24 protein-coding genes and 1 tRNA gene are annotated in these 24,605 nt (G+C 39.9%); 15 read left to right on the forward strand and 10 right to left on the reverse strand.

All coding sequences use genetic code 11. From position 1 onward, the window contains the following. Positions 1–91: 91 nt before the first annotated feature. Entirely contained in the window at positions 92–2,572 is a 2,481-nt protein-coding gene (locus tag NMS_RS09865) for a DUF5686 and carboxypeptidase regulatory-like domain-containing protein (protein WP_041496556.1), read from the reverse strand. A 100-nt stretch (positions 2,573–2,672) separates the two neighbouring features. Further along, positions 2,673–3,137, reverse strand: coding sequence for an SsrA-binding protein SmpB (gene smpB / locus NMS_RS09870; protein ID WP_041497647.1), 465 nt, complete (start codon positions 3,135–3,137; stop codon positions 2,673–2,675). Between the two features lie 52 nt (positions 3,138–3,189). Between smpB and NMS_RS09875 the strand changes: the two genes are divergently transcribed. From NMS_RS09875 to NMS_RS09905, 7 genes are all read left to right on the forward strand, one after another. Further along, complete coding sequence (locus NMS_RS09875; protein WP_041496557.1) at positions 3,190–3,939, forward strand: DUF6503 family protein; 750 nt, start codon at positions 3,190–3,192, stop codon at positions 3,937–3,939. Positions 3,940–4,072: 133 nt separating this feature from the next. Further along, positions 4,073–5,407, forward strand: coding sequence for a histidine kinase (locus NMS_RS09880; protein WP_041496558.1), 1,335 nt, complete (start codon positions 4,073–4,075; stop codon positions 5,405–5,407). Between the two features lie 3 nt (positions 5,408–5,410). Further along, positions 5,411–5,713, forward strand: coding sequence for a 2TM domain-containing protein (locus NMS_RS09885; protein WP_041496559.1), 303 nt, complete (start codon positions 5,411–5,413; stop codon positions 5,711–5,713). Positions 5,714–5,719: 6 nt separating this feature from the next. Next, a complete protein-coding gene (locus tag NMS_RS09890; RefSeq protein ID WP_041496560.1) occupies positions 5,720–6,499 on the forward strand; it encodes a LytR/AlgR family response regulator transcription factor in 780 nt (259 codons plus the stop codon). Positions 6,500–6,611: 112 nt separating this feature from the next. Continuing rightward, positions 6,612–7,283, forward strand: a complete 672-nt coding sequence (locus NMS_RS09895) for a DUF4331 family protein (protein WP_041496561.1) — start codon at positions 6,612–6,614, stop codon at positions 7,281–7,283. Between the two features lie 26 nt (positions 7,284–7,309). Next, the gene (locus tag NMS_RS09900) at positions 7,310–7,903 is read left to right on the forward strand and encodes a DUF4331 family protein (protein WP_041496562.1); all 594 of its coding nucleotides are present in this window, start codon (positions 7,310–7,312) and stop codon (positions 7,901–7,903) included. A 77-nt stretch (positions 7,904–7,980) separates the two neighbouring features. Next, entirely contained in the window at positions 7,981–9,270 is a 1,290-nt protein-coding gene (locus tag NMS_RS09905) for a tetratricopeptide repeat protein (protein ID WP_041496563.1), read from the forward strand. 167 nt (positions 9,271–9,437) lie between these two features. On the opposite strand, the gene NMS_RS09910 is transcribed toward NMS_RS09905, so the two are convergent. The 8 genes from NMS_RS09910 to NMS_RS09945 all read right to left on the reverse strand — a co-directional run bounded on the left by NMS_RS09910 (position 9,438) and on the right by NMS_RS09945 (position 18,972). Continuing rightward, complete coding sequence (locus tag NMS_RS09910; RefSeq protein WP_041496564.1) at positions 9,438–10,208, reverse strand: anti-sigma factor; 771 nt, start codon at positions 10,206–10,208, stop codon at positions 9,438–9,440. Further along, positions 10,208–10,744, reverse strand: coding sequence for an RNA polymerase sigma factor (locus NMS_RS09915; RefSeq protein WP_041496565.1), 537 nt, complete (start codon positions 10,742–10,744; stop codon positions 10,208–10,210). Before NMS_RS09915 ends, NMS_RS09910 begins: the two co-directional genes overlap by 1 nt. 85 nt (positions 10,745–10,829) lie before the next feature. Continuing rightward, a complete protein-coding gene (locus tag NMS_RS09920; protein WP_041496566.1) occupies positions 10,830–11,423 on the reverse strand; it encodes a superoxide dismutase family protein in 594 nt (197 codons plus the stop codon). 84 nt (positions 11,424–11,507) lie between these two features. Then, entirely contained in the window at positions 11,508–12,002 is a 495-nt protein-coding gene (locus NMS_RS09925; protein ID WP_041496567.1) for a YdeI/OmpD-associated family protein, read from the reverse strand. Beyond that, positions 11,999–13,213 (reverse strand): bifunctional alpha/beta hydrolase/OsmC family protein, encoded by a 1,215-nt coding sequence (locus NMS_RS09930; protein ID WP_041496568.1) that lies wholly within the window; start codon positions 13,211–13,213, stop codon positions 11,999–12,001. The genes NMS_RS09925 and NMS_RS09930 overlap by 4 nt, the downstream gene beginning before the upstream one ends. A 9-nt stretch (positions 13,214–13,222) precedes the next feature. After that, a complete protein-coding gene (locus tag NMS_RS09935) occupies positions 13,223–16,354 on the reverse strand; it encodes a VPS10 domain-containing protein (RefSeq protein ID WP_041496569.1) in 3,132 nt (1,043 codons plus the stop codon). A gap of 75 nt (positions 16,355–16,429) precedes the next feature. Next, positions 16,430–17,479 (reverse strand): flavin monoamine oxidase family protein, encoded by a 1,050-nt coding sequence (locus NMS_RS09940; protein ID WP_041496570.1) that lies wholly within the window; start codon positions 17,477–17,479, stop codon positions 16,430–16,432. Positions 17,480–17,532: 53 nt separating this feature from the next. Beyond that, a complete protein-coding gene (locus NMS_RS09945) occupies positions 17,533–18,972 on the reverse strand; it encodes a S41 family peptidase (RefSeq protein ID WP_041496571.1) in 1,440 nt (479 codons plus the stop codon). Between the two features lie 212 nt (positions 18,973–19,184). On the opposite strand from NMS_RS09945, the gene NMS_RS09950 reads away from it, so the two are divergent. From NMS_RS09950 to NMS_RS09985, 8 genes are all read left to right on the forward strand, one after another. Continuing rightward, positions 19,185–19,694 carry an RNA polymerase sigma factor gene (locus NMS_RS09950; RefSeq protein ID WP_041496572.1) on the forward strand — a complete coding sequence of 170 codons (510 nt, stop codon included), beginning with the start codon at positions 19,185–19,187 and terminating at the stop codon, positions 19,692–19,694. Then, positions 19,691–20,155 (forward strand): hypothetical protein, encoded by a 465-nt coding sequence (locus NMS_RS09955; RefSeq protein WP_041496573.1) that lies wholly within the window; start codon positions 19,691–19,693, stop codon positions 20,153–20,155. Before NMS_RS09950 ends, NMS_RS09955 begins: the two co-directional genes overlap by 4 nt. A 16-nt stretch (positions 20,156–20,171) precedes the next feature. After that, the gene (locus NMS_RS09960) at positions 20,172–20,693 is read left to right on the forward strand and encodes a DUF4252 domain-containing protein (protein ID WP_041496574.1); all 522 of its coding nucleotides are present in this window, start codon (positions 20,172–20,174) and stop codon (positions 20,691–20,693) included. A gap of 27 nt (positions 20,694–20,720) precedes the next feature. Further along, a complete protein-coding gene (locus NMS_RS09965; RefSeq protein WP_041497648.1) occupies positions 20,721–21,299 on the forward strand; it encodes a DUF4252 domain-containing protein in 579 nt (192 codons plus the stop codon). Positions 21,300–21,422: 123 nt separating this feature from the next. Next, a complete protein-coding gene (gene ychF, locus NMS_RS09970) occupies positions 21,423–22,517 on the forward strand; it encodes a redox-regulated ATPase YchF (protein WP_041496575.1) in 1,095 nt (364 codons plus the stop codon). A gap of 42 nt (positions 22,518–22,559) precedes the next feature. After that, positions 22,560–22,633: transfer RNA gene (locus tag NMS_RS09975), tRNA-Pro, on the forward strand. Between the two features lie 231 nt (positions 22,634–22,864). Continuing rightward, positions 22,865–24,142, forward strand: coding sequence for a site-specific integrase (locus NMS_RS09980; protein ID WP_041496576.1), 1,278 nt, complete (start codon positions 22,865–22,867; stop codon positions 24,140–24,142). Positions 24,143–24,182: 40 nt separating this feature from the next. After that, a complete protein-coding gene (locus tag NMS_RS09985) occupies positions 24,183–24,602 on the forward strand; it encodes an HYC_CC_PP family protein (RefSeq protein ID WP_041496577.1) in 420 nt (139 codons plus the stop codon). The last annotated feature ends 3 nt before the right edge of the window (positions 24,603–24,605 follow it).

Below are 24,605 nucleotides of genomic sequence, written 5' to 3' on the forward strand. Positions count from 1 at the left end.
CTTATCCGTATAGCACTGTTATCACTTACTTCTTTAAATAATGGAAGGAGCAACCTATTGTGGTAAGTTCGCTTTCGCGAAAGCGAACTCCTTATAAACCAAATTCTATCCCCACTACAAAAGCACCATAATTGCGCTCGCTGGTAATGCTGCGCACATAATCCACCCGGAAAGGGCGGAAGGAGCCAAACCCTATATTGTCGATCCCTGCGCTGACTTCATAATAAGGTTTACGCTCTGTCATCAAGGCTTTGGCACTAAGGATCAAATCATAGTTCAGCTGGTTGATTCCCGGTATTTTACCCATGATGAATCCTTTAAAATCGTGCTGCAGGTGTACCTGTGCATAAGACTTATTGGTACTGTAATCATAGTAATCCAGCAATCCAAAACCATACGGGTTTAATGCCTCTAACTTGTAGCGCAATCGGTTCCCATTAAAATGCTGGCGGTCGATAAAGGAAATGCCGTCTGCATTCAAAAAAGTTCCTGCATTCACCCAATAGCTGGAGCGACCCAAATTCCCTTGATCAAAATTTTGATACACACTGGCGCGAAACTGGTGGTAGTTGTAATTATCACTGCTAGCGGCTATTCCACCTTCATAACCTAGATTGATGGTAGGGTATTTCTCGTTCGTAATATTGATCTTGCGATCTGGATAGCTTTGATACTTTTGCCCTGGGCGTAGGGTCAGGGAAACATTTGTTTTAACCAATTCATGCTCACTGATAAATGCTAATCGTTGATTGTCCAGCAATAAAGGATCGTTAGGCGTATAATCGACATCGGACTGAGTAAACCAAACCTGGTCTGTGGTATTTTGTAAAGGCTGTCGACGCTCGTAGCCTACAGATCCTGAAAGGAAAATTCCATTGCTCACCTCTTCAGAATACCCGATACGGCCGTAATCCAATCCATAGAGTTTAGCATAATTGCGCTCAAAGAATAAACTAGAGATCGTGTTTTCTAGACTGGTAATAGGCCGGGTTGTGTTGATTTGGTTGGCTTGCGTACCACCTGATATACTCAGCGTCCTGCGATTGATTCTATTGAACCTATAGTTAGCGTATGCGGTGTAGCGCAAGCGATCGTCGTCAAATCCATAATTGAAATTGATCCCTGTGCTGAAGGAGCTGTTATAATCTTCATCAAAGCCTTTATTGTAGTTTAGACCTGTGCTGACCACAAAGCCTTGGACGGTATTGAAGCCTTCAAAATTGTCAGCGCCTATCACACCATTGTAGCTTAATCTGGATTGCTTATTGGAATTTCTATAAGAGTATCCCGTCAGTAGTTTCTGAATTTTAAACTTGTTGTTGACCGCATCCACACTGTCCTTATACTTTGGATCGTTCCGTACACTAGAGATGCTGTCTTTTTTTACATATTCTCGAGTTTCTTCGCTTGTCAAAGGGACTGGTCGTATGGTTTTCCAAAACAAACTGTCCTTTTTATTAGCTTCTCTATTGAAAGCTAAGGTTTCTGGACCGAAAGTTCGTTTATCAAAATTAGGATTGAAATTGTAGTTGGTATAATTAGCAATAAACCGACCATTGCCCTTAAACCCAAACAGTCCAAAAGAGAAGGTGATGTTTTGGGTACGTTTGACCCAGTCTTTACTGCTGGGCTCATAAGAGAAATCTTGTTTAAAGGTCAACTCCTTGATGACGGGAACATTGATGTTTAACCCGCTGGTGGTTAATTCTAAACCATAAATAGTCCATTGGTCTTCCACGATGTAAATAAAACCATTAAAGGTATTGTCTTTAGGACGGCGGGAGATGACTTCAATTTTATTGATAAGGAAATTATTGCTATCGAAAAAGGTACCTACTAATTTGTATTTGTAATAGCTAAAAGCATAGTCTGCAATAGGGGAGACGATGCGGTTGTTCAAGTCTATATTGTTGTTGTAGAAATCAAAATTAGCAGCCTCGGCACTGTTGACACTAAAACCTCTGTCGTCACCACTTATTTTACTGGCGGTGATGTATTCTTTAAAGTTATTAGGTGCTTGATAGGCAATATTGCTCACGGTTTCTGATAAATACACAATCCCGCTGCGGTTTAGGGAATCTAGAGAGCCACCTATGTCACCTATTTCTTGGCCTAAAAACTTCTCTGGAACATCTTCCATACGCCATAGTCCACGAGAGTAGAAGTCTGCCGTGTAGCTGGAAGTTTTGAGTCGGTTGGTTTCGCGGTTTTTGATGGCTTCGCGTATGACCCGGTCAGCCGGGTTTTCATCAGTGCGTACCACTACCTCGTCCAGTGAAGTGGTTTCCTCTATTAGGGTGGCATCTTGGGTGAAGAGAAACGTGGTTAGGTTCACCGTAATTTCTTTGGTCTTGTATCCTAGACTTTGAAATATAATGGTATGCTTTCCAGGTTTTTTGAATTCTAGCGCATAGACCCCATCCACATTAGTAGACGTTCCTGTGTAGGTGCCTTTTATATATATGGAGGCAAATGGTATGGGTTCCCCAGCGGCATCGGTTACCGTACCCGTAATTTGGCTAAAAAGGAAAAGAGGTAATAGAAATAAAACGAGAGCGTAAATTGACTTCATAAAAGGTATTGAGAGGATGGATAGTTTGTAGTAAGACACCATAATGAAGTGTAAGTTACTACTGTTAGTTACTCCATAGACTTTTAAGAAGTAAAAAAGTTTAGGCGTTGTAGGTTTTTTTGATTTGATCCAGGCGCTTTTTATTGTCTCGATTCTTCATGGTTTCCCGTTTGTCAAAGAGTTTTTTCCCTTTCGCAAGAGCGATCTGTACCTTAGCAAATCCGCGATCATTGATAAACATCACGATAGGAATGATGGTGTTACCAGAGTTCGTCACATCCTTGTGCAACTTTTTAAGCTCACGTCGTTGCAATAACAATTTACGCGCTGCTTTAGGTGCGTGATTAAAATGCGTGGCATGTGAGTATTCCTGTATGGTCATGTTAATGATCCACAGCTCATCGTCTTTGAACTCACAAAAAGCCTCTGCAATACTGGCTTTTCCTAAGCGTATGGCCTTGATCTCTGTACCCGTAAGTACAATTCCAGCCGTATACTTGTCCAGCAATTCATATTCAAAGCGCGCTTTGCGGTTCTTAATCTGTACGTTGTTCTTAAAATCCATGAAGTCACAAATATAATTTAACAGTTTGAGCCCATCGTTATATATTTGTGAAATGAAAAAAATCCTCTTTTCCATAACGCTAGTAACTTGTAGTATTTTAATTTCCTGTGGCGATCCAGAACCTACCGCCGCTGAAATCATGGATTTAAGCATCCAGGCTCATGGAGCAGATCTTGCTGCAAATGCTCGTATGGACTTTATTTTCAGGGGCATCAACTACAGTGTAGATCGTTATGATGGGCAGTTTGCTTATGAACGCCGTTTCCGTCAAGGCGATATGGATGTTCTGGACCGTTTAGATAACAATGGTTTTACCCGTCATTTTAATGATTCTCTAGTGGTGTTGAACGATACGATCGCGCAGCGCTATCAGTCGTCAGTGAACTCAGTGATTTATTTTGCACAATTGCCTTATGGTCTCGATGGCGATGCAGTTAACCTAAAATTGATAGGCACGGACAGCATCATGGACAGCAATTATTATGAGATTCAGGTTACTTTTAAAGAAGAAGGTGGTGGTGAGGACCACGAGGATGTCTTTGTATACTGGATCGACACGCAAGATTATCTGATTGATTACATGGCCTATTCTTATTGTGAGGATGATTGTGGATTTCGCTTTCGCGAAAGCGTGAACCGTAGAAATCTCAATGGGATCACCGTGCAGGATTACAACAATTATAAATCCAACCGTCAGGATCCAAAGCTAGAAGATCTGGACGACGCCTTTGAGGCTGGAAAATTACAATTGTTGAGCGAGATTAAGACAGAGTTTCCTGACGTGAAACTACATAATAAGTAGAATTCTCATCCTGATTACAATTCAGTAACCCATTCTTACAGTTGGGTCATTCTGCTTTTTTTTAAGCCAGTTGCTAGTGGATCTTTGGGACGTCCTTCAATAAGAAGTACATTTAAGATTCAAGACCAGAACCATGAGATTCAGCTCGATTACCAAAACCATTTTGATCAGCGCCTTTATTGCGCTGGTGATTTCCCTTATTAATTATGGATTTGGCAATCAACCAGTTGATATTTATGAAGCGGCGCAGGATTACTCGATCAATTTTTTGTTTGCCATTAGTATCACTCTGGTAAATGAAACCTTTTTCTCCTATTTCAATGATCGCATGTCTTGGTCCACGGCACCGCTGTTGCGATTAGTTCTAGGTGTTCTAGGCTCAGTTGTGGTTACATTAATCACGTTGTTTTTGCTAATTGCTTTTACCCGAATGATCATATTTGGGATGGGCTGGCAAGAATTTTTGGACTCGCAGCGTCAATCTTGGTATCTGTTTGGAGTTGGGTTTACGCTGGTAATTGCGCTTATTTTTCACCTGTTTTACTTCTATAAACAACTACAACAATCTAAGCTTAAGGAGCAAAAAGTCATTGCCAGTTCAGCGACGGCACAATTTGATGCATTGAAAAACCAGTTGGATCCTCATTTTTTGTTCAACAGTTTGAATGTATTGGTTTCCTTAATTGAAGAGAATCCAAGTGCGGCAGTGAACTTTACCACCTCTTTATCTAAAGTATACAGGTACGTTTTAGAACAACGCGGCAAGCAACTAGTTAGCGTTCAAGAAGAGTTGGCTTTTGCTCGTATATATATAGGACTGCTCAAAATGAGGTTTGAAGACAGCCTAGAAGTTCAAATTCCAGAGCAGGTGTCTCATCCTGAATTACAAATCGTCCCACTTTCCTTGCAGTTATTGATAGAAAATGCCGTCAAACATAACGTCATCAGTTCCAGCCAGCCATTGCACCTGCAAATCTATGAGGCCGATGGACAGCTGGTAATCAAGAACAACCTTCAAGCTAAAAATGTGCTGGGCAACAGCACTGGTGTAGGCCTGGCAAACATCGCCTCCAGGTATGGACTACTCACGGAACAAAAAATGACCATTGATAAAAACCGAACCTCATTTCAAGTGCATTTACCCTTACTGGATCCTGATCGTATACAACAACCTAAAACTACAGCTATGGAAACTCCATTAGAAGATTACCGATTGATGCAAGCCAAAGAGCGCGTGAAAAATATTAAAGAATTCTATGACGAACTCTGGCGCACCGTTTTGATACTGCTCTTTCTAGCCGTGTTGAATTACTTCACCTCAGATTTTCTATGGGTGATATTCCCAGCGATTGGGATGGGGATAGGATTATTTTTTCAATACATGAAAAACTTTGATCGGCATATATTCCTAGGCAAAAACTGGCAGAAAAATAAGTTGGATGAATTGATGAACGACCAAAACTTCTAAACCATGCAAACACAAGAAACTTACCAAGAAAAATATGCCCGGGCCAAGGCTCGTGTGCAGGAACTTAAATCTTTTTACAACCACATCGTTGTGTACGCATTCGTCAACCTGGGCCTTGCTGGATTGAATTACTATACAAATCAATGGAGCTTTCCATGGTTTTTGTTCCCATTATTGGGTTGGGGCATAGGACTGTCCAGTCATGCGGTGCGTACATTTCAATGGGACCCATTGACAAGTCAAGACTGGGAGGAGCGCAAGATTCAAGAGATCCTGCGCAAGGAGGAAAACCAATCTTTACAATAACAGCACATGCGCGTACTTATTATTGAGGATGAAAAACCAGCCGCCCGTCGCTTGCAACGCATGCTGGAACAATTAGATTTAGAAATTTCTCGTGTAGTTCATTCTGTTAAGGAAGCGATAGAATATTTGTCAAGCGCCACTGAGCCAGATTTGATCTTCTTAGACATCCAGTTGAGCGATGGGCTTTCTTTTGAGATATTTGAACACGTACAAATCAACAGCGCGATTATCTTTACCACTGCCTATGACGAGTATGCATTGCAGGCGTTCAAGCTCAACAGCATTGATTACTTACTGAAACCTATAGATGCAGTAGAGTTGGAACAGGCGGTGAATAAGTTTAAAATTCGCTTTCGCGAAAGCGAAAAGTCCAACAGCGTCAGTACACAATTACAACCTATCGACTTGCAACAGATTGCTAAGTTGCTAGGTACTCATCATGAGAATTACAAAACGCGGTTCACCGTGAAAGTAGGGGAGCACATCAAATTATTTACTGCAGATGAAATCCAGCTCTTCTACTCTGAAAACAAAGGTACCTACATCAACCTAGCAAATGGACGTAACTATTTAATAGATGGAAAGCTAGAATCCGTGGAGGCAGACTTAGATCCTAAGCAATTCTTCCGTATTTCTAGGCAGGTCATAGTGCGCATCGATGCCATAACAGATATCATCAGTTATACCAATTCTCGATTAAGAGTAAAGATTGATTCATTTAAAGAACTGGACTTAATTGTGAGTCGAGAGCGAGTAAAGGACTTTAAAGCCTGGTTAGAAGGCTGATAATCTTAAATAGGCGTTAATTCTAGAACCTATAATAGGTCTTTAACATATTCTTTAAAACCGTGATTCTTTATCTGACGTAAGTTTAGCATAATCAATAAAAAAATTACCCATGAAAAAAATTGCCCTTTGGTCCAGTATCGCAATATGCGCCGTAGCCGGTGTCTTTATTGCAGCTGATCACCTAGATGCTCCAGCCGTTGCTATGACAACTTCTGACATCGCAGACTTTTATGCTTTTGAAGGCGCTAACGCTGCCTCCACGACTTTTGTAGTAACGATTCCAGCGGCTGATGCAAACGCACAGTTTGATGAGAATGTACTTATCGAGATCAACATTGATAATACAGGTGCCGCAGATGGTGTTATAGAAGATCTTGTAATCCAAGCTATACGTCAAGGAGACAAAATGTACTTCTTCGGTCCTTATGCACCTAGTCAGACTGGATTGAACAGTACGATCAACACAGATCAGTTTGTAGCTTCTGTAGATATAGGAAGTCAAACAACCGTAGACGGTGTGAATTATTTCGCTGGTTTACGTCAAGATGCTTTCTTCTTTGACTTTGAAAGATTTAATACAGTAGTTGGAACAGCTCCAGCGTCTGGATTTGGTTCCACAGGTAATAATACGTTTGCTCCTTTAAATGTAAACGCTATTGTTATTGAAGTTCCTAATTCTAGACTAGGAACTGCACCACCACACATTGTAGATCAATTGCTACAAACCACTACTGGTCTTCCTGCAGCCTATAATGTCTGGGTGGAAACTAAAAGAAGATAATAACATTTTAAAAAAAATAGAATACCATGAAAATATTCAATATAAAATATACTATCGCAGCAGCTGCGCTAGCTATGATTACCATAAGTTGTGGAAATGATGACGACATCACTGGAAATCCAGTAACAACTGACTTCACTGGTACATTTGTACAAGAAGATCAAATGGGACGTCCAGGTATCAACACTGTTTTCCCAACGACTGATGCAGATGAAAATGCTTTCAATCAAACTATTCCTTCTAATGGAATCAACAGATGGCAGCCAACTTTTCAAGATAAAGTAGAAACTCTGTATAATGCTTACGGAGCATCGTATGAGAATAACATTCTAGGATTGGATTTGCCAACTCTTACAACCGCATTATCATTAGATGTGTTGCAAGTGGCGCCTAACGCTAGTGGACCTACAACCTATTTCGCAAGTACTAGTAACTTCTTGACAGGTCGTAGATTACAGGATGATGTGATTGACGTTTCTTTGATTCTTCTTTTTGGAGGAAACAGCGGAGCACGATTTGACGGTCAAAATGGAACACCTAACTTAGTTTCTGATAACGTAGGACTAGAAGCAGGTGTGACTCAGAGTGCATTCCCATACATGACTGCACCTCAATTTTAGAAATAAATTGATTTAACTTACAAGCCGATTCTAGCAATAGAGTCGGCTTTGTTGTAGTATAAAACCAAATACCGATTATGAAAAAACTATGGATACTTTTTGGCTTCTTAGGACTTGTTTCTTGCAACCAAGAAACCACCCAACAGCCTGAAAACATTACGAACATTGAAGATTATCAAGTCTATCTTGATACGGATGAAACTGAATTGATATCGCAATTAAAAGCAGAGGTGGAAGAATTAAAAACTGAAGCAGCTGGCGACACGACCCGTATCGTACTCAATGGATCGATTGCAGGGAAGTTGAATACATTATTTGATCTTACTGGAAATGTAGATTATTTGAATGAGTCCGTTCGCTTTCGCGAAAGCGTGGTCAAAAACACCTATATACGTCCTGAAAATTCTAAACATGCCCTGGCTCAAGCCTACATCAAGCAACATCGTTTCAAAAAGGCAGATAGCTTAATGCGCAGTTTTACTCAAGAATTTAGTGGTCCAGAAAGTCAAATGGTTCAATTTGACATTGCCATGGAACTTGGAGAATATAAAAAGGCAGAGTCCTTACTAGATTCTATGAGAAATACCGGTGATTATAATTACTTGATACGTGCTGCGAAATGGAATGATTACATAGGGCAGCTGGGAACTACGGTCAACCTGATGGAGAACGCCATGGAACTAGCAGATCAAAGCGGAGACCAGAGTAGACAGTTGTGGAGTTATTCTAACATCGCAGATTACTATGGCCATCATGGCGATCTAGAAAAGTCATATGCACATTACTTAAAAACCTTAGAAAAAGACCCACATAATACCTATGCGTTGAAAGGTATTGCATGGATTGCCTATTCTCATGATAGTGATGTGGAGGAGGCTAGAACCATTCTAGAAAACTTGAGCAAGCGCCACCCCACGCCAGATTATCTACTAGATCTTGCGGAATTGTATGAATTTGAAGGAAAGGAGCAAGAAGCTATGGCCCTAAAGGAGGATTTTATGACCCGAGTTTCAGATCCAGAGTACAGAGGAATGTATAACGCCTATAAGATTACTGAATTGATTGATGCTGGACAGACTCAAAAGGCTGTAGATCTGGCACGAATTGAAGTTCAAAACCGAGCTACTCCTGAAACATATGATTTATTGGGATACGCACTTCTTACTAATGGAGAGGCTCAGGCTGCTTTAGAAAATCATGAGCAATATGTGATAGGTAAAACATTTGAGCCCGTTGCTCAATTCCACACCGCTTTAATCTACAAGGCAAATGGTATGGATAAAGCTGTAGCGGCCTTTAAAGAGGAGCTTCTAGAGACGGAATATGAGATGGGTCCAGTTACTTATAAAAAAATTGAGGCTTTATAAAACCACAACCTAAATGTTTACGTAAGTATACTGATAGTTAATTACTCTGGAATTGAGAAAGTCAGCGTAATTTTTGGTTGGTTAGTTTAGGAATGCCTGGCTCGAGAGAGTCAGGCATTTTTGTTGGTTCTTATTCCTATGTATTTCAGGAAAGCTATCAGGGCGTTTTATTGAATAGCGCCCAGTGTATACAGTCGTTCTAAAGTAGGAGTAGGGCTACCACCAGCTTCTTCTAAGGTTATACCAAAAGCTTGGGTGTCATTAGCATTAGTAAACTCCAGCATCGTTTTAGAACTGGAAGCTACAAGGCCTAAGTTCGTAGGTGTTAATGGATTCAAAGTCAACGACCATAACTGGTAAGTCATGTTAGCTGGTGCTTCAGGCAAGCCAGTAATGTCCAGATAGGTAACGTCTTTTTCTGCGTTGTGAAAGGCTACAGCGCCAGCCGTGGTATGATTTCCTTGACCTGCAAGATTTACTTTAACGGTATTCGGATCTTTAATGAAAGCTAAGGCTTCTTGATAATCTGCATTCAAGGAATCTAAGTCAGTAACTTCATTAGTTAAAAATTCATTTTTTTGTTCTACAGAAACCATCTGCTCAGTAATATCTGTGTTTTCATAGAATAAATAACCACAACCTAAGAACAGTAACAAAGAAGCCGCCCAGCCTAAATACTGGCTCCAGTGGTTATTCTCTGCCTTGGCCTTATCTTCTTTAATGTAGGCTTTGATTGATTCATAAAGAGCAACTTGATCCACTGCAGGAGCTATGCCCGCAGCAAGCTGAAAATAGGCGCTTTCAATGCGTTCTACCTCTTCTTCAAGTTCTGGATTTTGTTTAATGAGTTTAGCAATAGCTAGCGTTTCTTGACGGGTTAATGCCCCACAAACGTATGCCTCTAAATCTCCGCTATTTTTAATTTCTTGTATTTCCATCAGTTAAGCATCATTTCGCGTAAGCTGTTCAGACACTTTCTATGTCTGGTCTTCAATGTACCGGAAGGCATATCTAATTCTTCAGCACCATCCTTAAAGGTAAAACCTTTGAAGAAGATGATGTCAATTATCTTGATACACATGGGTTCCAATTTCTCCACCCATTGTTTCAAAAACAGAGTGTTGGTTTCCTCATCCAGATTATTGTTACTTACGATGATATCTACGAAATTATCAGCACTTAAGTTTTTAAGACTGTTCTTATGACGCTTACTGCGCAGATAATCGACAGAGGCATTTCTGGCTATGTTTAGGATCCAGGTAAAGAATCGACCAGAGTTGGAATCATAGCTATCGGCATTTTTCCATATTTTGATAAATACATCTTGTAATATTTCTTGAGCGACATCGTCGTTTTTGACAATGGCAAAAATCACTCCATGTAACGCGACTTGATACCGTTCGTAAATTCTATTAAAAGCGACCTCGCTGCCTTCTTGCATTCTGGCGATCAGTAGATCGGGTTGAGCATTCATATTGTTTAGTAAATATTTTTAAAGATGCAAAAAAAAATCTACAAGTAGATACTTGTAGATTTTCAATTTTAATCTCGATATGTATTTATTCAATAACACCACAAGCGACTCTCGCTCCAGCAGCACCACTAGGTTGTGATGTGAAATCATCTGCAGTTGCATGTACGATGACTCCTTTTCCTTTAATATTTTTAGTAGCATCATCACAATCCATACACCATTTGTCTGTACTAAAGGTGTAACTAGCTTCACCATTTGCGTTTGCTTCTAGATTCCCTATGTCGCCCATATGGTGCGAACCTTCATCCCAGTCGCCATGCTCGTTAGATTTAGGATTCCAATGTCCACCAGCACTTGTAGCATCAGTCGCACTACAATCTCCATTCTCATGTAAATGAATTGCGTGAACTCCTGGTTCTAATCCAGTAAGGTTAGCAATCATTTTAACTTGCGCGCCTTCTTGTACAAAAGAAATCACTCCTGTAACGTTACTACCACTTTTAGAAGCCATAGGCACAGCTATTTCCATTTTGCTATCCATAGAAGATTCAGAATCCATAGAAGAACTGTCCTCCATTTCAGTCATGGTTTCATCTGTCATTTCTTCCTCTTTAGTTTCTTTACAAGAAACGCTTAAAGTTAAGGCTAGTGCCATTAAGGCAATATTCAATTTTTTCATTGGTTTTAGTTTTATTCTGTGAAGTTAGCCAAGTGCAGTCCAACGACCAACCATTTCACAATTCTTTAAAATTTATGCTTATGATTAAAAAGGCAGAATTTTATCAAACTTATTTGGATTCAGATTTCCTAATTTTAAATTTTCCATAGCATTTAAGGCTACATCTACTCTTTTTTGAGAATCCTTAATCCCGTAGATCAAGAAAATTAAATTGCGCTGTTTACCAGGCAAAAGGGATTCAAATATTTGGTAGGCTTCATAATCACTTAAGAGTACAGCTTCCAGTTCTTCTGTCATAGGAGCTTGATACTTACTGGTATCTTCTTGCATGTCTATATGCACATTATCACCTTCTTCAATAGCAAGTAATTTCTTGTTGGCTTTTGAAAACATAAGGTACCTTAACCCTTTTCTTTTGATAACGCCAGCATAAAGAGTTAACTCGTTCTCATTTGCGCTGACATTTGCAACTACACGTTTGATTTTGTAGATATCCAACTGCTCAGCAATATCTTCTGGAATAATCAATGCGCCTATCCATCCATCTGTATTAAGTGGAGTTGTAAACGTGAAAGTCATTTTATGAGCTTAGTGATCACTTGCGTTTGTGTGTGGAGCGTCTTATGTACTGGACATTTATCTGCTATGACCATCAACTTATCTAGCTGGGTTGGATTCAGATCGCTATCTATTTTTATATGTCTAGTGAACGTATCAATTTTGGCAGTATCACTCTCGCAGTTCTCACAATCCGTCGCATGTTGCTTCCCATAGGTCACATGACATTCTACATTTTGCACCTTCCATTTTTTACGCCGGGCATACATTTGAAGGGTCATGACCGTACAAGAAGCTAAACCGCTTGATACAAGGTCGTAGGGTGTGGGTCCAAAATTATTACCACCATAGCTTACTGGTTCATCTGCTGTAAAATAATGGGATCCTGCTCGCATCTGTGTGGTAAAAAGTGTTTCTTGATCCAGGCTAGCAACTACAGGGAGCTCAGAATCTAATCGATCTTCCTTTTGCTTTTCTAGATATCGAGAGGCCCAGCTGGCAATGACTTCGCCTACATAAATACTATCAACTTTATCTGTTAATAGATGGTCTGCACCATCCAGGCTCAAGAAGCTTTTAGGATGAATCGCTGCATGGTATAGCTTTTCAGCATGTGATATGCCTACAGTTGTGTCCTGGGGGGAATGGCAAATTAAAATTGGACGTCGCAAGTTGTTCAAGGTTTCAGTTACCATTTGCTCATTGATGTCCCTGAGAAACTGTTCTTTGATTTTAAAGGGTCTTCCGCTTAATTCTACTACTGCTTCTCCATTTTCCACAATCGCTTCGAGCTGGTTGCCAAAAAGGTGTTTCACATGTTTCGTATCGCTAGGTGTTCCAATTGTTGCAACAACCTTGATGCATTCCGCTTTCGCGGAAGCGTAAATCACCGCAGCACCGCCTAATGAATGACCTATGGCGAGCGTTGGCGCTTTATAATTTTTCTTCAAATAGTCAATAGCGGAAAGTAAATCCTCCACATTACCCGAGAAATTAGTATCTCCAAAATCACCCTCAGAATCGCCTAGTCCTGTAAAATCAAATCTCAAAACGCCAAAACCAGCGGTAGTAAGCGCTCTAGAAATATTTCTTGTGGCGCTAAAGTTCTTACTGCAAGTGAAACAGTGAGCAAAAATGGCATAGTTATGCGGAAGGCGATCTGCTGGCAATTCTAGCCTGCCGCTTAACTGATAACCTTCCGCATTTTCAAATTCGATTTTTTCGTAATTCATAGACTGATGCTATTCCCAGAGGTCTAGCTGTACTTTTTTCATTTCAGATTTATAGGTTTCCCAGTCTGTAGATAGCCATTCCTTAGTTTCTGCCATGGTTTTTACCGCCATATTTTCAGCTTGAGTATACAGCTGCGTTTCCGTAGCAGTTTGAGGTCCTTGACGGCTATTGATATAGCTTCTTGCTCCATACAGGCGTTGGGTAACTGTAGTCTCTGGGTTGCGGGTAATGCCCTGACGATCGTCGATAGTCCCGAAGTATTTAGCTTGCTCAGTTTCTATGGCTTTGATGATCGAGTCTGTAGTTTTGATTTGCTCTTTGTATTCTTTCTTATCTTTTTCAGTCAAAAGGCTCTTAAAGGCTTCGGCTGTTTTTTTGTTCTTGGCCAACTCTTGAGTGACTTGATAAATGCGGTCTGTTAGGTCTTCCAACTCTTTCATGGCTTCATACTTAGCCTTGCGATTTGCATCACTGATCTCTGAAATTCTGGGATCATCTTGTACGTTAATTTGCGTTTCACTTTCATAACCCGCGTATTCTAATACCGCTTTATAGGTGCCTGGCAACACGTCCACACCACCGTTTTCACGGTCAGAATCGTTAAATCGACGAGAAGGAAAGTTCTTACCGCTTTCCCTCAACCTCCAGTTCCAATCATGTATTCCTTTTTTCTCAGGCGCTTTTGAATTCAGCGTTCTAATTAGTCGTTCCCCATCGTAAATTTTGAGGAATAGGCTGTCTGTCTTTACAGTGTCGGACTTCTTAAGTAAATCTTTATCAAAATAGTATTTGAACCTCCCATTACTACCGCGATTCTCACCTTGATACATAGCATCTGCACTGAATCTGCTACCGGTAGGTTGCTGATATCTGGCGTGGTATGCGATGGGTGGTTCAAATAACTGAATAGGCTTCTCAAATTTTGCATTGTTTCTGGCTAATTCTCGCAACGGACGAATGTCGTCCAGTACCCAAGCTGCACGGCCAAATGTTCCAATAACTAAGTCCTGCTCGCGTGGATGAATCACTAAATCTTTGACAGGTACCGTTGGAAATCCGTTAGTGTATTTAGTCCAATTTTTTGCTCCGTCGATGGAGACATACAACCCATCATCGGTTCCTAAAAACACTAGGTTGTTTTCCTTAGGATCTTCAATGATACTTAAGGTGTAGCTGGCTACATCGTCATTATTTATAATACGTTCCCAACTTTTCCCATAATTAGTTGTGCGGTAGGCGTATGGTTCATAATTGAACCTGCGGTAATCGTTTGCAATTAATAGGGCATGGCCTTTTTTAGTCTGGGATGCTTTGATTTGAGCAATCCAGCTTCCTGCTGGAAGACCTTTTAACCCGTTAGAAACATCAGTCCAGTTGCTACCACCATCTTTAGTCACGTGTACTCGCCCATCATCAGACCCTGTATATATTACATTACGCTCTGCGGCGCTAGGTTCTATGACTAAGAGGGTCGTATGATTTTCAGCTCCTGTGGCATCCATGGTCAACCCTCCAGATTCACCTTGCTTTTGCTTTTCAGGATCGTTAGTGGTCAAGTCTGGGCTTATTACAGTCCAGGTCAATCCCTTGTCAGTTGATTTATGCACAAATTGGCTTCCAAAATAAAGAGTGCTGGAATCAAATGGATCCATTTGAATGGCAGAATTCCAATTGAACCTCAAATCCACATCTGGATCTGGGTGTGTAGGTTGTATGCTATAATTGTTACCAGTTTCCCAATCGTATCGTTGAACAGATCCTTGTTGACTCATGGTATAACCAAAACGGTTGTTATCTGGGTCAGGAATTACGTCAAATCCATCACCAAAGCTAATCTCTTGCCAGTAGCTGTTTCTGATTCCCTGATCACGCCATGTGTATGCAGGTCCTCGCCAACTTCCATTGTCCTGCATCCCACCATACACATTGTACGGCGTCTCCATATCTACATTAATATGATAGAACTGCGCCACGGGAATGTTTCCAATAAATCTCCAGGACTCACCACGATCGTTTGAAATGTTCAAACCACCATCGTTGCCATCAATAATAAAATCAGGATTATTAGGATGAATGTAAAACGCATGATGATCTGGATGAACCCCATTGTTTGCTCCATAAGCATTCATTAATTGGTCAAAATTTCTACCACCATCTTCTGATACGTTTACATAAGTAAATACAGAATACACCCTATTTTCATTAGAAGGATCTACATAGATCTCAGAATAATAAAAGGGTCTATTTCCTATATCACTCTTATCATTAATTTTTTTCCATTTGAACCCTCCATCTGTTGACTTGTAAAGCGCGTTTTTTTTAGCCTCAATTAAGGCGTATACTACGTCAGGATCACTTTTGGCAATAGCCACACCTATACGACCCAGTTCTCCTTTAGGCAAACCATCTTCATCGCTCAATTTTTTCCAGTTGTCACCACCATCATGTGTGATGTACAATCCAGAACCCTCACCGCCCGATTTAAAAAACCATGGATCGCGCTTGTGTTCCCACATTGCGGCAATCAATTTGTTAGGATTGCTAGGATCCATTACTAGATCTGCCGCTCCAGATTTATCGTTAGTGTATAATACTTTTTTCCAGCTCTTCCCACCATCGGTGGTTTTGAAAACTCCACGTTCAGGATGTTCTCCCCATGGAGAACCTATGGCTGCTGCATAAACTGTGTTGGGGTCTGTAGGATCGATTACCACCCTATGAATGTGACGTGTTTTTTCAAGTCCCATTGCTTTCCAGGATTTTCCACCGTCTAGAGATTTGAAAATACCGTAACCACCATTTAAGGAGTTACGTGGGTTCCCTTCTCCAGTTCCCACCCAGATCACACTTGGGTTGGACTGCTGTATAGCTACCGCACCTATAGAGGCGGTGACTTGATCTTCAAAAATAGGTTTCCAAGCAGTTCCAGCACTTTCAGATTTCCACAAACCACCGCTGGCTGTACCAGCGTACATAATATTAGGATCACTTTCTACGACATCAATGCTGGTCACACGACCTGACATTCCGCCTGGACCTATATTTCGAGGTTTCATTTCTTTGACCAGATCTAGATCAAGTTTTTGTGAAAAAGCAGTTAGCGGTAGGATAACCAGTAGGAGTAAGGTAAATTTCTTCATAAAGCTAGAATAAAATAAGTTCCTAAAGATATGAATTGATTCCGCTTTCGCGAAAGCGAACTTCAAACGATTTTCCTACTTCAACAAATCAAAAGCGGTTTGAGCGCTATGCAATGCACCTTCCATATATCCAGGAAGTACAGCACTAGTCTCAGAACCTGCCATAATCAAAGAGTTTTCATGAAATGTTTGTCGCAATAACGAATGGCCATTATTTTGATGTGGGGTAAGAGAGTTATTTGAAGCAACATGTGTAAACTCTTGTTCTTGCCAGACGATTTCTTCATAAGAAATGTAATCTAAAACTCTAGTGCCAAATATTGTTTCCAACTGTTGCATCACTTTTGCTTTCCGGTCTTCTGGAGTCCAAGTATTCGCTTCTGGATGTAGAAAACCCATCATGGCAAATCGATCTTGATCTGCATTGGAATAATCATAAAGCTCTGTGATAGGACCATAATTGCTAAAACTAGTCACCGGAATTTGTTCATATTTCCAAAACGCTTTAGGAAAACCTATTCCAAACTTAATGGAGTTTTCCATCCAGGTATGAGTTTTTGAGGCTATTTGCTGATAGTCATTGGGAAGCTCAGGATCAAAACTGATCCTTGCATTTAAAATGGCCGGAGGCAAGGCGCAAATTACTTTTTCTGTGGTAAAAATTCCTTGAGAGGTTTGAAGTTTATACCCTTTTTCTTCTCTAGTAACTCTATTTACCATAGTGTCCAAATGGATCTTTTCAGCATCTAGGGTGGAAGCAAGTGATAAAATCAAGTTAGTAGCTCCTCCTTTAATACGATAACTGATTTGTTCCTGCGGCGGCAGTTGAAATTGCTGATAACTGGCATTGGCTGTAGGTTGATACCATACTTTAGGCCCCATGCTTTGAGGATGCGTGAGAATGTTTAAATCCTCCAGTAATTGCTTTAACTTAGGATTATAATCCCAAAACCAAGCGGCACCTAGATCTATAGGTACATGATTGCCAGACATTTTAGTGAATATACGACCGCCCAATCGGGATCTACCTTCAAGAATCTGATAGTCCATACCCTTGAGTTGAAGAAGATAGCCTAAATAAACTCCAGTGAGCCCACCGCCCAGAATGGTAATCTTAGCATGCATAAAAAAAGCCTTTGAATGAAATCAAAGGCTTTAAAGGTACTAACTAGTTGCTATTATTGCTGTGGTAACACAATTTCTTCTTTCCACATTTCATCGCCTAGAGGCCTCAATTTATTACTTCCTGAAAACTCTCTGCTAGGGCGTGATTCAATAAATGGATTATTAAAACGACCATTTACAGCGATGTCGTTCAAGCATAAGTTTAGCAGCGGTTCTGACGGGTCGCCTAAAACGCCTAAGTTTCCAAAATTTTCATTTTGTCTGATATCTGGTTGTAAACCATCAAAATAGTCTGTTCTACCGACGCTGTTTAAGCTCTTCAAAACTAGCGGTTGCATAGCATAACGGTGCGCAGGATTTGCACCTTGTCTTGTAAAGTCCTCACTGTCATATAAGGTGATGCTGGCTTGAAATTTACCTGCGGTATCGTCACCTACTTGAACTACATTGACATATGGATCTAATGAATTGATTAATAGTTCACTGGCGCTCGCGCTATTGCCAGTCGTGATGATGTGTACCTTAGATAGAGATAGACGGTTGAGCGCAGCCCCACCTGTGGTGTTATTCTTAAAAAAATTGACCAGTTGGTCTGGATTATTTTCTTGTAAAAATTCTTGAATATCAGGATTCCACTGTTCAGTAGAGAAGACATCAGTTGTAGGATTATTAGTAACTAGACTACCTAGAGTAATGGCACTATTTACAGAACCACCGCTATTATATCTCAAATCAATAACGAGATGGGTGATCCCTTGAGATTTGAAGTTGGCAAATACTGAATTGAGTTGGTCGTCAAACTGGCGTAAAAAACTATTGTAAACTAGATAGCCTACTTTGGCATTGCCTTGATCAATGACTTTACTAACTAGTATAGGGTCTTCTTGAACTTGCGCCTTAGTCAAATTTATGGTGTTGCCATTAGCAATTGGATCTCCATTATTATAATCGGCAAGAGTTATGGTGTAGCTGTTTTGAGCAATCAGCGTTCTAAAATTCGTGCGAGTTAGTTGGATGCCATCAATTTCAGTAAAAATTTGACCACGTACAACACCTTGTGCAGCTGCACTGGTATTAGGAAGTACATATCTTACATAACCAAATATATTATTGACATCATTCGCATAGCCTACCAGACCGAACTCCATTCCATTATTCAAGCTGTTTCCTGAAAGTGCTTGTTCTAAGGCTATGTAATCACTAAAAATAACACTGAATCGATCCACACGGTTGGGGTCGAAGATCAGAGATTCAAAAAAATCTTCAGGTGTATCAAATTGGGCGTGAAAATCTTCTAATTCTTTCACGGTAGAAAATCGATCATCTGCAAGCACAGGAACGTCAGGTTTATATAAATAAAACGCATTCATTCCACGATAAATAAAATTCTTTATCGTTAGGTCACTTGCAAGCTTATCATCATTGTCTTGCGCACAGCTGTTGAGCAGTGCAATAGCGATTAGGGAAAGAAAAAGGGACTTGAAAATTCTCATAGGAGCGCGATGTTATAAGGCATTAAAAATAGATAAACCAATAGGTCTTTAAATCAATATTCTAGAGATTTTACGAAAATCAAAATAGAAAATTGAAGTGTTGAAAAGACTTTATAAAGCATAAACCATGCTAAGATGCTGGTTAAAATGTTTTTTTTCGTCCATTTGTAACATATCGATAACACTCTCGTCATGATAATAGAACCACGTTCATGAACCAACCAAAATTCATAGCGACATTCAAAGAAGTACAGCGTAATATGTACCTGTTGTCTCGCAGATTGCTCACCTCACATGAGGAAGCTGCAGATGCTGTACAGGAGACGATGTTGAAGCTTTGGGAACGCAGAAAAGAACTAGGGAAGATTGCTAACAAGGAAGCCTATGCCATGCAAATGGTAAAGAACTACTCACTGGATCGCTTAAAAAGTAAACAAGCCAGTCACCTGAAAATTGTTCATAGCAACTATGAATCTGATGACCGGAACGTGTTAGATGATCTAGAGCAAGAAGCTAAGGTTGGGATGGTTCAAAAGATGATTGCAGAATTACCTGAAAATTATAAAACAGTCATTCATCTTAGAGATATCGAAGGCTATGATTATGAAGCCATTGAACGCATCATGGACATGAAGTCTACTGCCGTCAGGGTAGTGCTGAGTAGGGCACGCAAGTTGCTTAGAAAGAAAATAGAAGAAAAATATCAAAGCTATACCGCATGAAAAAGCTATTGGAAAAATATTGGGAAGGCAACACCAGCCTTCAAGAAGAGCAGGAGTTGAAGGAATATTTCAACAGTGGTGCCGTGGCACAAGAACACGAGGTGTACCGCGTATTGTTCAACAGTTTTGAGCTTGAAGGCAGCATTGAGGAAGAAGGTTTTGACGCTTTCGCGAAAGTGAAATCACAACAAACTGAAAAGAGCTATTTCAAACGTAGAACATGGACAGGGATCGCAGTTGCCGCAAGTGTCACTGCTATGATTGCAGTAGGATCGGGTTATTATGACCAAGAGCCTGCTCAAGACTTAGGAACCTATGAAACCCCAGAAGAGGCTTATGCCGCTACCGTGGCAGCCTTAGAAATGGTTTCCAATAAATTTAATCAAGGAAAACAAAATTTAAAACCCATTACCGAAATAGAAAAACAGACGGTACAAGTTTTTAATATCAATCAACTTTAATATAAAATCCAAAAAAATGAAAAAAGTAATCTACATAGTGTTATTCCTGGCAACAGCCATGACCGCTACAGCCCAAAATTTTGACGAGGTGGGTAATCTATCTCATGTTTCTGAAACACGAGTGACTGGAGCGATGTTTAAAATGATATCAGGAATTGATATTGATGACCCAGAATTTGCAGAGTTGATGAAGACCGTCAACAATCTTAAGGACTTAAGAGTTTACGCTACAGATGACAAAGGGTCTGCCGCTAAAATGAAATCCTTTGCGGATAATTTTATTTCTAAAAATAATATGGATCTTTTGATGAGTGTTAAGGAAGATGGTCAAAAATTCTCTTTCCACGTACGTAAAGGGAATACGGAGACAAAAATTAAAGAATTGGTAATGTTCATTGATGGCGCCGATTCTAAAGAGTCTAGTGCTGTATTTCTTGTGATCACGGGAGATCTTGATTTGAATCAAATTGCTAAGATCACGCAGCAAATGAATGTACCTGGTCAAAAGCAAATAAAAGAGGCCACACAGAAAAAGTAATATACCCACCATCCAAAAATCAGTATCATGAACAAGCTTATACTAAAAGTAATTGCACTTTCTCTAACAGCAATGGCGCTATTGACCTCTTGTGAACAACAAGAGAGCTTACAACAGTACTATGTAGATCACGAAGAAGCTGATGGCTTCATTATGACCTCCATTCCTAAAACTATCGTACCTATTGATAAAAGCAAATTGAGTAATGAATCTGTTGAGGCATACGAATCGATAAACAAAATCAATGTTTTAGCAATGCCTTTAACCGCTGATAACAAGGAGATGTTTGCACAAGAAACAGAACGATTAAACAAGATCTTTAAAAATGAGAAGTACGAGTTACTCATGTCTCATAATAGCGATGGTTTCAAGGTTAAAATGATGTTTGATGGCACACAAGATGCTATTGATGAAATCATTGTCTATGGAAATTCTCCAGAAATGGGACTGGGTGTAGCGAGAGTATTGGGTACCGATATGAATATGGCTAGGATATTGAACATGATGAAAGAACTGGAAGGAACAAATACAAGCCCAGCAGGAATAGAGATGATGATGAGGGGAATGGGTATGCCTTCACAAAACATGAGAATTGACGCAAAATAGTCGCTATTCTACTAAAATTTATAAGCCCCTTCCTTCAAAAGCAAGGGGCTTTTTGTTTCTAATAATCTGCTCTAGAATACGAGAGAAGAAACTTATATTTGCAGCCGCTTAAAATCAGAAGTTATGAAAGCCGGAATCGTAGGTTTACCAAACGTTGGGAAGTCCACATTATTCAATTGTTTGTCTAATGCTAAGGCGCAAAGCGCCAATTTTCCATTTTGTACCATTGAACCTAATGTAGGTGTGGTGAACGTGCCAGACCCACGTCTCAAGAAATTAGAAGAGCTCGTGAATCCAGAACGTGTCGTTCCTGCTACCGTAGAGATTGTAGATATTGCTGGTCTTGTTAAGGGTGCAAGCAAAGGAGAAGGTCTTGGGAATCAGTTTTTAGGGAACATTAGAGAAACCGACGCGATCATTCACGTGTTGAGATGTTTTGAGAACGATAATATCGTTCACGTAGATGGTAATGTGAACCCTATTAGAGATAAGGAAACTATAGACATCGAACTTCAATTAAAAGATTTAGAGACAGTCGATAAGAAGCTTGAAAAAGTAAAAAAGGCCGCCCGCACAGGAAATAAGGATGCGATGAGAGAAGACGAAGTCTTGTCTGCTGTTAAAAGTGCTTTAGAGTCTGGAAAATCTGTAAGAACCGTACAAGTAGATGAAACGTCGAGAGCGGAGTTTATCAAGCCATTACAGTTCATTACAGACAAGCCTGTTTTATATCTATGTAATGTAAATGATGATGCTGCTGTTACTGGGAATGCTTATGTAGAGCAAGTACGAGAATTGGTGAAAGATGAAAATGCAGAAGTTCTCATTCTAGCAGTAGGGACAGAAGCAGATATTACGGAGCTGGAAAGCTATGAAGAGCGAAAAGAATTTTTAGCAGATATGGGTCTTGACGAGCCAGGAAGCGCTAAGCTGATCCGTTCTGCGTACAAGTTGTTGAATCAAGAAACTTACTTTACCGCTGGTGTAAAAGAAGTTAGAGCATGGACCATTAACTCTGGAGCTACTGGACCACAGGCGGCTGGAGTTATTCATACAGATTTTGAGAAAGGATTCATACGTGCAGAGGTTATTAAATATGACACCTACGTGCAGTATGGCTCAGAACAAAAAGTAAAAGAAGCTGGTAAATTGAAAGTTGAAGGGAAGGAATACATCGTTCAAGATGGAGACATCATGCACTTCTTGTTCAATGTATAATCACTAATTATATTTGAAGTTGCCTTTATTTAGGCATCAATTCGGGATGTGGCGCAGTCTGGTAGCGTACACGGCTGGGGGCCGTGTGGTCGCAGGTTCAAATCCTGTCATCCCGACAAATGAGGCTTTCAAAGCCTATCAAATTATAGCAAAAGCTATGATTTACAAGGTTTTATATGAAATGGGAATATAACTCATATCATGGAAAACCAACCGATTCGGTTAGCAATTCGGTTAGCATACCCCAATAAGGAAAAGTGCTAACCGAATAGGCTGTAAAACACTGTTAATTAAATAGTTGATTTGACATTCGTCGAGAAGTAAGTATAACTTTTAAGACGACAACTATGAAATCACGGTTAGCATTTAGCCTGCTATTTTGGCTGGAAACTTCCAGAGTCCAAAATGGAACGGCTCCAATTATCGCACGTATTACTGTTAATGGTAAGCGATCAAACATCAGTTTGCAAAGAAAAGTTGAGATTGCTCGATGGAGTAAATCCAGATCTAGAGCCACTGGAAGTAGTCAAGAGTCCATAAAGCTCAACCGATTCCTAGATCAGTTTCAAATTGATATCTACGAGACTTTCGACCAGTTAGTAAAAGAGAAGGCTCACATAAGCCCTCAATCCATCAAGGCAAGGTATTTAGGTCAAGATAGCCAAGAATATAGTTTATTGGATCTTGTTGAGTATCACAATGAAAAAATGACCGTTTCACTTACACACGGTACTTTAAAAAATTACTATACCACCCATAAGTATATCAAGCTGTTTTTGAAAAACAAAATGAACACGGATGACCTCAACTTGTCACAGTTGTCTTTTAGGTTTTTAATTGATTTTGAGAACTATCTGCGCAGTCACACTCCGACTGATCATCAAAGGAAGATGGAAAACAATACTGTGATGAAGCACATACAGCGACTTCGTAAGATGGTCACAATGGCTTACAAAATGGAGTGGCTGGCCAAAGATCCATTTGTAAAATTTAAACCTACTTATGTCCGCAATGAGCGTGAATTTTTATCGGATCAGGAGTTGCAGGGTATTATAGAGAAGCAATTTAGAATTGAACGATTGAACTTGGTAAAAGATCTATTTGTTTTCGCCTGCTATACAGGCTTGTCCTACATTGACTTGATAAAACTAAAAATGGACAATATAAGTTTGGGTATCGATGGGAATAAGTGGATTATAACTAACCGTCAAAAAACCAATAACCGAGTTAAAATTCCTTTGTTGGACATTCCTCAGCAGCTAATCGATAAATACTGCGATCATCCCAAGTCAGTAAGCAATGGAACATTGTTTCCTAAAATGTCCAATCAAAAACTGAATTCTTATTTGAAAGAAATCTCCGATCTGTGCGGGATAACTAAAAATCTAACATTTCACATTGCAAGACACACATTTGCGACAACAGTAACCTTGTCAAACGGTGTACCTATAGAAACAGTATCAAAATTGTTAGGGCACAGTAAAATTGCCACAACGCAAATTTATGCTCGAGTATTGGAGCATAAAGTAAGCCATGATATGGCCAATTTAAGAGCTGTTCTCGAGGATGCAAAGGAAAATCAAACCACTAAAAACCAAGAAAGTAAATCGCAACAAATAATTTAATTGTAGCTATTTGACACTAATTACCTTACTTTTGTGTCAAATGAAACGATTTATCCACAAATCAATGGCAGTTCTTATGGCAGCCGTAGTTCTCATGACTACGATGTCGTTTACTGTTGATATTCATTATTGTGGAGATTCTTTAGTAGATTTTTCTTTTGTCCAGCAAGTAAAAACTTGCGGAATGGAAACAGCGCAACCCGCTAAAACTTGTGAGAATCCCAAAATGAGTGAAAAGTCCTGTTGTACAGATCAACAGATTGTCAAGGAAGGCAAAGACGACCTTAAAATATCTTTTGACACACTTAGTTTTGAGCAGCATACGTTCATCGCTGCTTTTACATATTCTTATATAAACTTATTTGAAGGAACCGAATCTGAAGAAGTTCCTTTTGAAGATTACCCGAGACCCTTTGTCAAACGGGATGTGCAAGTGCTGCACCAGACTTTCTTAATTTGATGT

The organism is Nonlabens marinus S1-08, from assembly GCF_000831385.1.
Taxonomy (GTDB): Bacteria; Bacteroidota; Bacteroidia; order Flavobacteriales; family Flavobacteriaceae; genus Nonlabens; species Nonlabens marinus.

What these genes read in the sequence shown, in the direction of transcription:
- NMS_RS09920 (WP_041496566.1), bottom strand. Translation starts at nt 11,423, where the DNA reads ATGAAAAAATTGAATATTGCCTTAATGGCACTAGCCTTAACTTTAAGC.
- NMS_RS09895 (WP_041496561.1), top strand. Translation starts at nt 6,612, where the DNA reads ATGAAAAAAATTGCCCTTTGGTCCAGTATCGCAATATGCGCCGTAGCC.
- NMS_RS09930 (WP_041496568.1), bottom strand. Translation starts at nt 13,213, where the DNA reads ATGAATTACGAAAAAATCGAATTTGAAAATGCGGAAGGTTATCAGTTA.
- NMS_RS09885 (WP_041496559.1), top strand. Translation starts at nt 5,411, where the DNA reads ATGCAAACACAAGAAACTTACCAAGAAAAATATGCCCGGGCCAAGGCT.
- NMS_RS09890 (WP_041496560.1), top strand. Translation starts at nt 5,720, where the DNA reads ATGCGCGTACTTATTATTGAGGATGAAAAACCAGCCGCCCGTCGCTTG.
- NMS_RS09960 (WP_041496574.1), top strand. Translation starts at nt 20,172, where the DNA reads ATGAAAAAAGTAATCTACATAGTGTTATTCCTGGCAACAGCCATGACC.
- NMS_RS09980 (WP_041496576.1), top strand. Translation starts at nt 22,865, where the DNA reads ATGAAATCACGGTTAGCATTTAGCCTGCTATTTTGGCTGGAAACTTCC.
- NMS_RS09915 (WP_041496565.1), bottom strand. Translation starts at nt 10,744, where the DNA reads ATGAATGCTCAACCCGATCTACTGATCGCCAGAATGCAAGAAGGCAGC.
- ychF (WP_041496575.1), top strand. Translation starts at nt 21,423, where the DNA reads ATGAAAGCCGGAATCGTAGGTTTACCAAACGTTGGGAAGTCCACATTA.
- NMS_RS09880 (WP_041496558.1), top strand. Translation starts at nt 4,073, where the DNA reads ATGAGATTCAGCTCGATTACCAAAACCATTTTGATCAGCGCCTTTATT.
- NMS_RS09910 (WP_041496564.1), bottom strand. Translation starts at nt 10,208, where the DNA reads ATGGAAATACAAGAAATTAAAAATAGCGGAGATTTAGAGGCATACGTT.
- NMS_RS09935 (WP_041496569.1), bottom strand. Translation starts at nt 16,354, where the DNA reads ATGAAGAAATTTACCTTACTCCTACTGGTTATCCTACCGCTAACTGCT.
- NMS_RS09875 (WP_041496557.1), top strand. Translation starts at nt 3,190, where the DNA reads ATGAAAAAAATCCTCTTTTCCATAACGCTAGTAACTTGTAGTATTTTA.
- NMS_RS09965 (WP_041497648.1), top strand. Translation starts at nt 20,721, where the DNA reads ATGAACAAGCTTATACTAAAAGTAATTGCACTTTCTCTAACAGCAATG.
- NMS_RS09940 (WP_041496570.1), bottom strand. Translation starts at nt 17,479, where the DNA reads ATGCATGCTAAGATTACCATTCTGGGCGGTGGGCTCACTGGAGTTTAT.
- smpB (WP_041497647.1), bottom strand. Translation starts at nt 3,137, where the DNA reads ATGGATTTTAAGAACAACGTACAGATTAAGAACCGCAAAGCGCGCTTT.
- NMS_RS09865 (WP_041496556.1), bottom strand. Translation starts at nt 2,572, where the DNA reads ATGAAGTCAATTTACGCTCTCGTTTTATTTCTATTACCTCTTTTCCTT.
- NMS_RS09900 (WP_041496562.1), top strand. Translation starts at nt 7,310, where the DNA reads ATGAAAATATTCAATATAAAATATACTATCGCAGCAGCTGCGCTAGCT.
- NMS_RS09955 (WP_041496573.1), top strand. Translation starts at nt 19,691, where the DNA reads ATGAAAAAGCTATTGGAAAAATATTGGGAAGGCAACACCAGCCTTCAA.
- NMS_RS09945 (WP_041496571.1), bottom strand. Translation starts at nt 18,972, where the DNA reads ATGAGAATTTTCAAGTCCCTTTTTCTTTCCCTAATCGCTATTGCACTG.
- NMS_RS09985 (WP_041496577.1), top strand. Translation starts at nt 24,183, where the DNA reads ATGAAACGATTTATCCACAAATCAATGGCAGTTCTTATGGCAGCCGTA.
- NMS_RS09925 (WP_041496567.1), bottom strand. Translation starts at nt 12,002, where the DNA reads ATGACTTTCACGTTTACAACTCCACTTAATACAGATGGATGGATAGGC.
- NMS_RS09950 (WP_041496572.1), top strand. Translation starts at nt 19,185, where the DNA reads ATGAACCAACCAAAATTCATAGCGACATTCAAAGAAGTACAGCGTAAT.
- NMS_RS09905 (WP_041496563.1), top strand. Translation starts at nt 7,981, where the DNA reads ATGAAAAAACTATGGATACTTTTTGGCTTCTTAGGACTTGTTTCTTGC.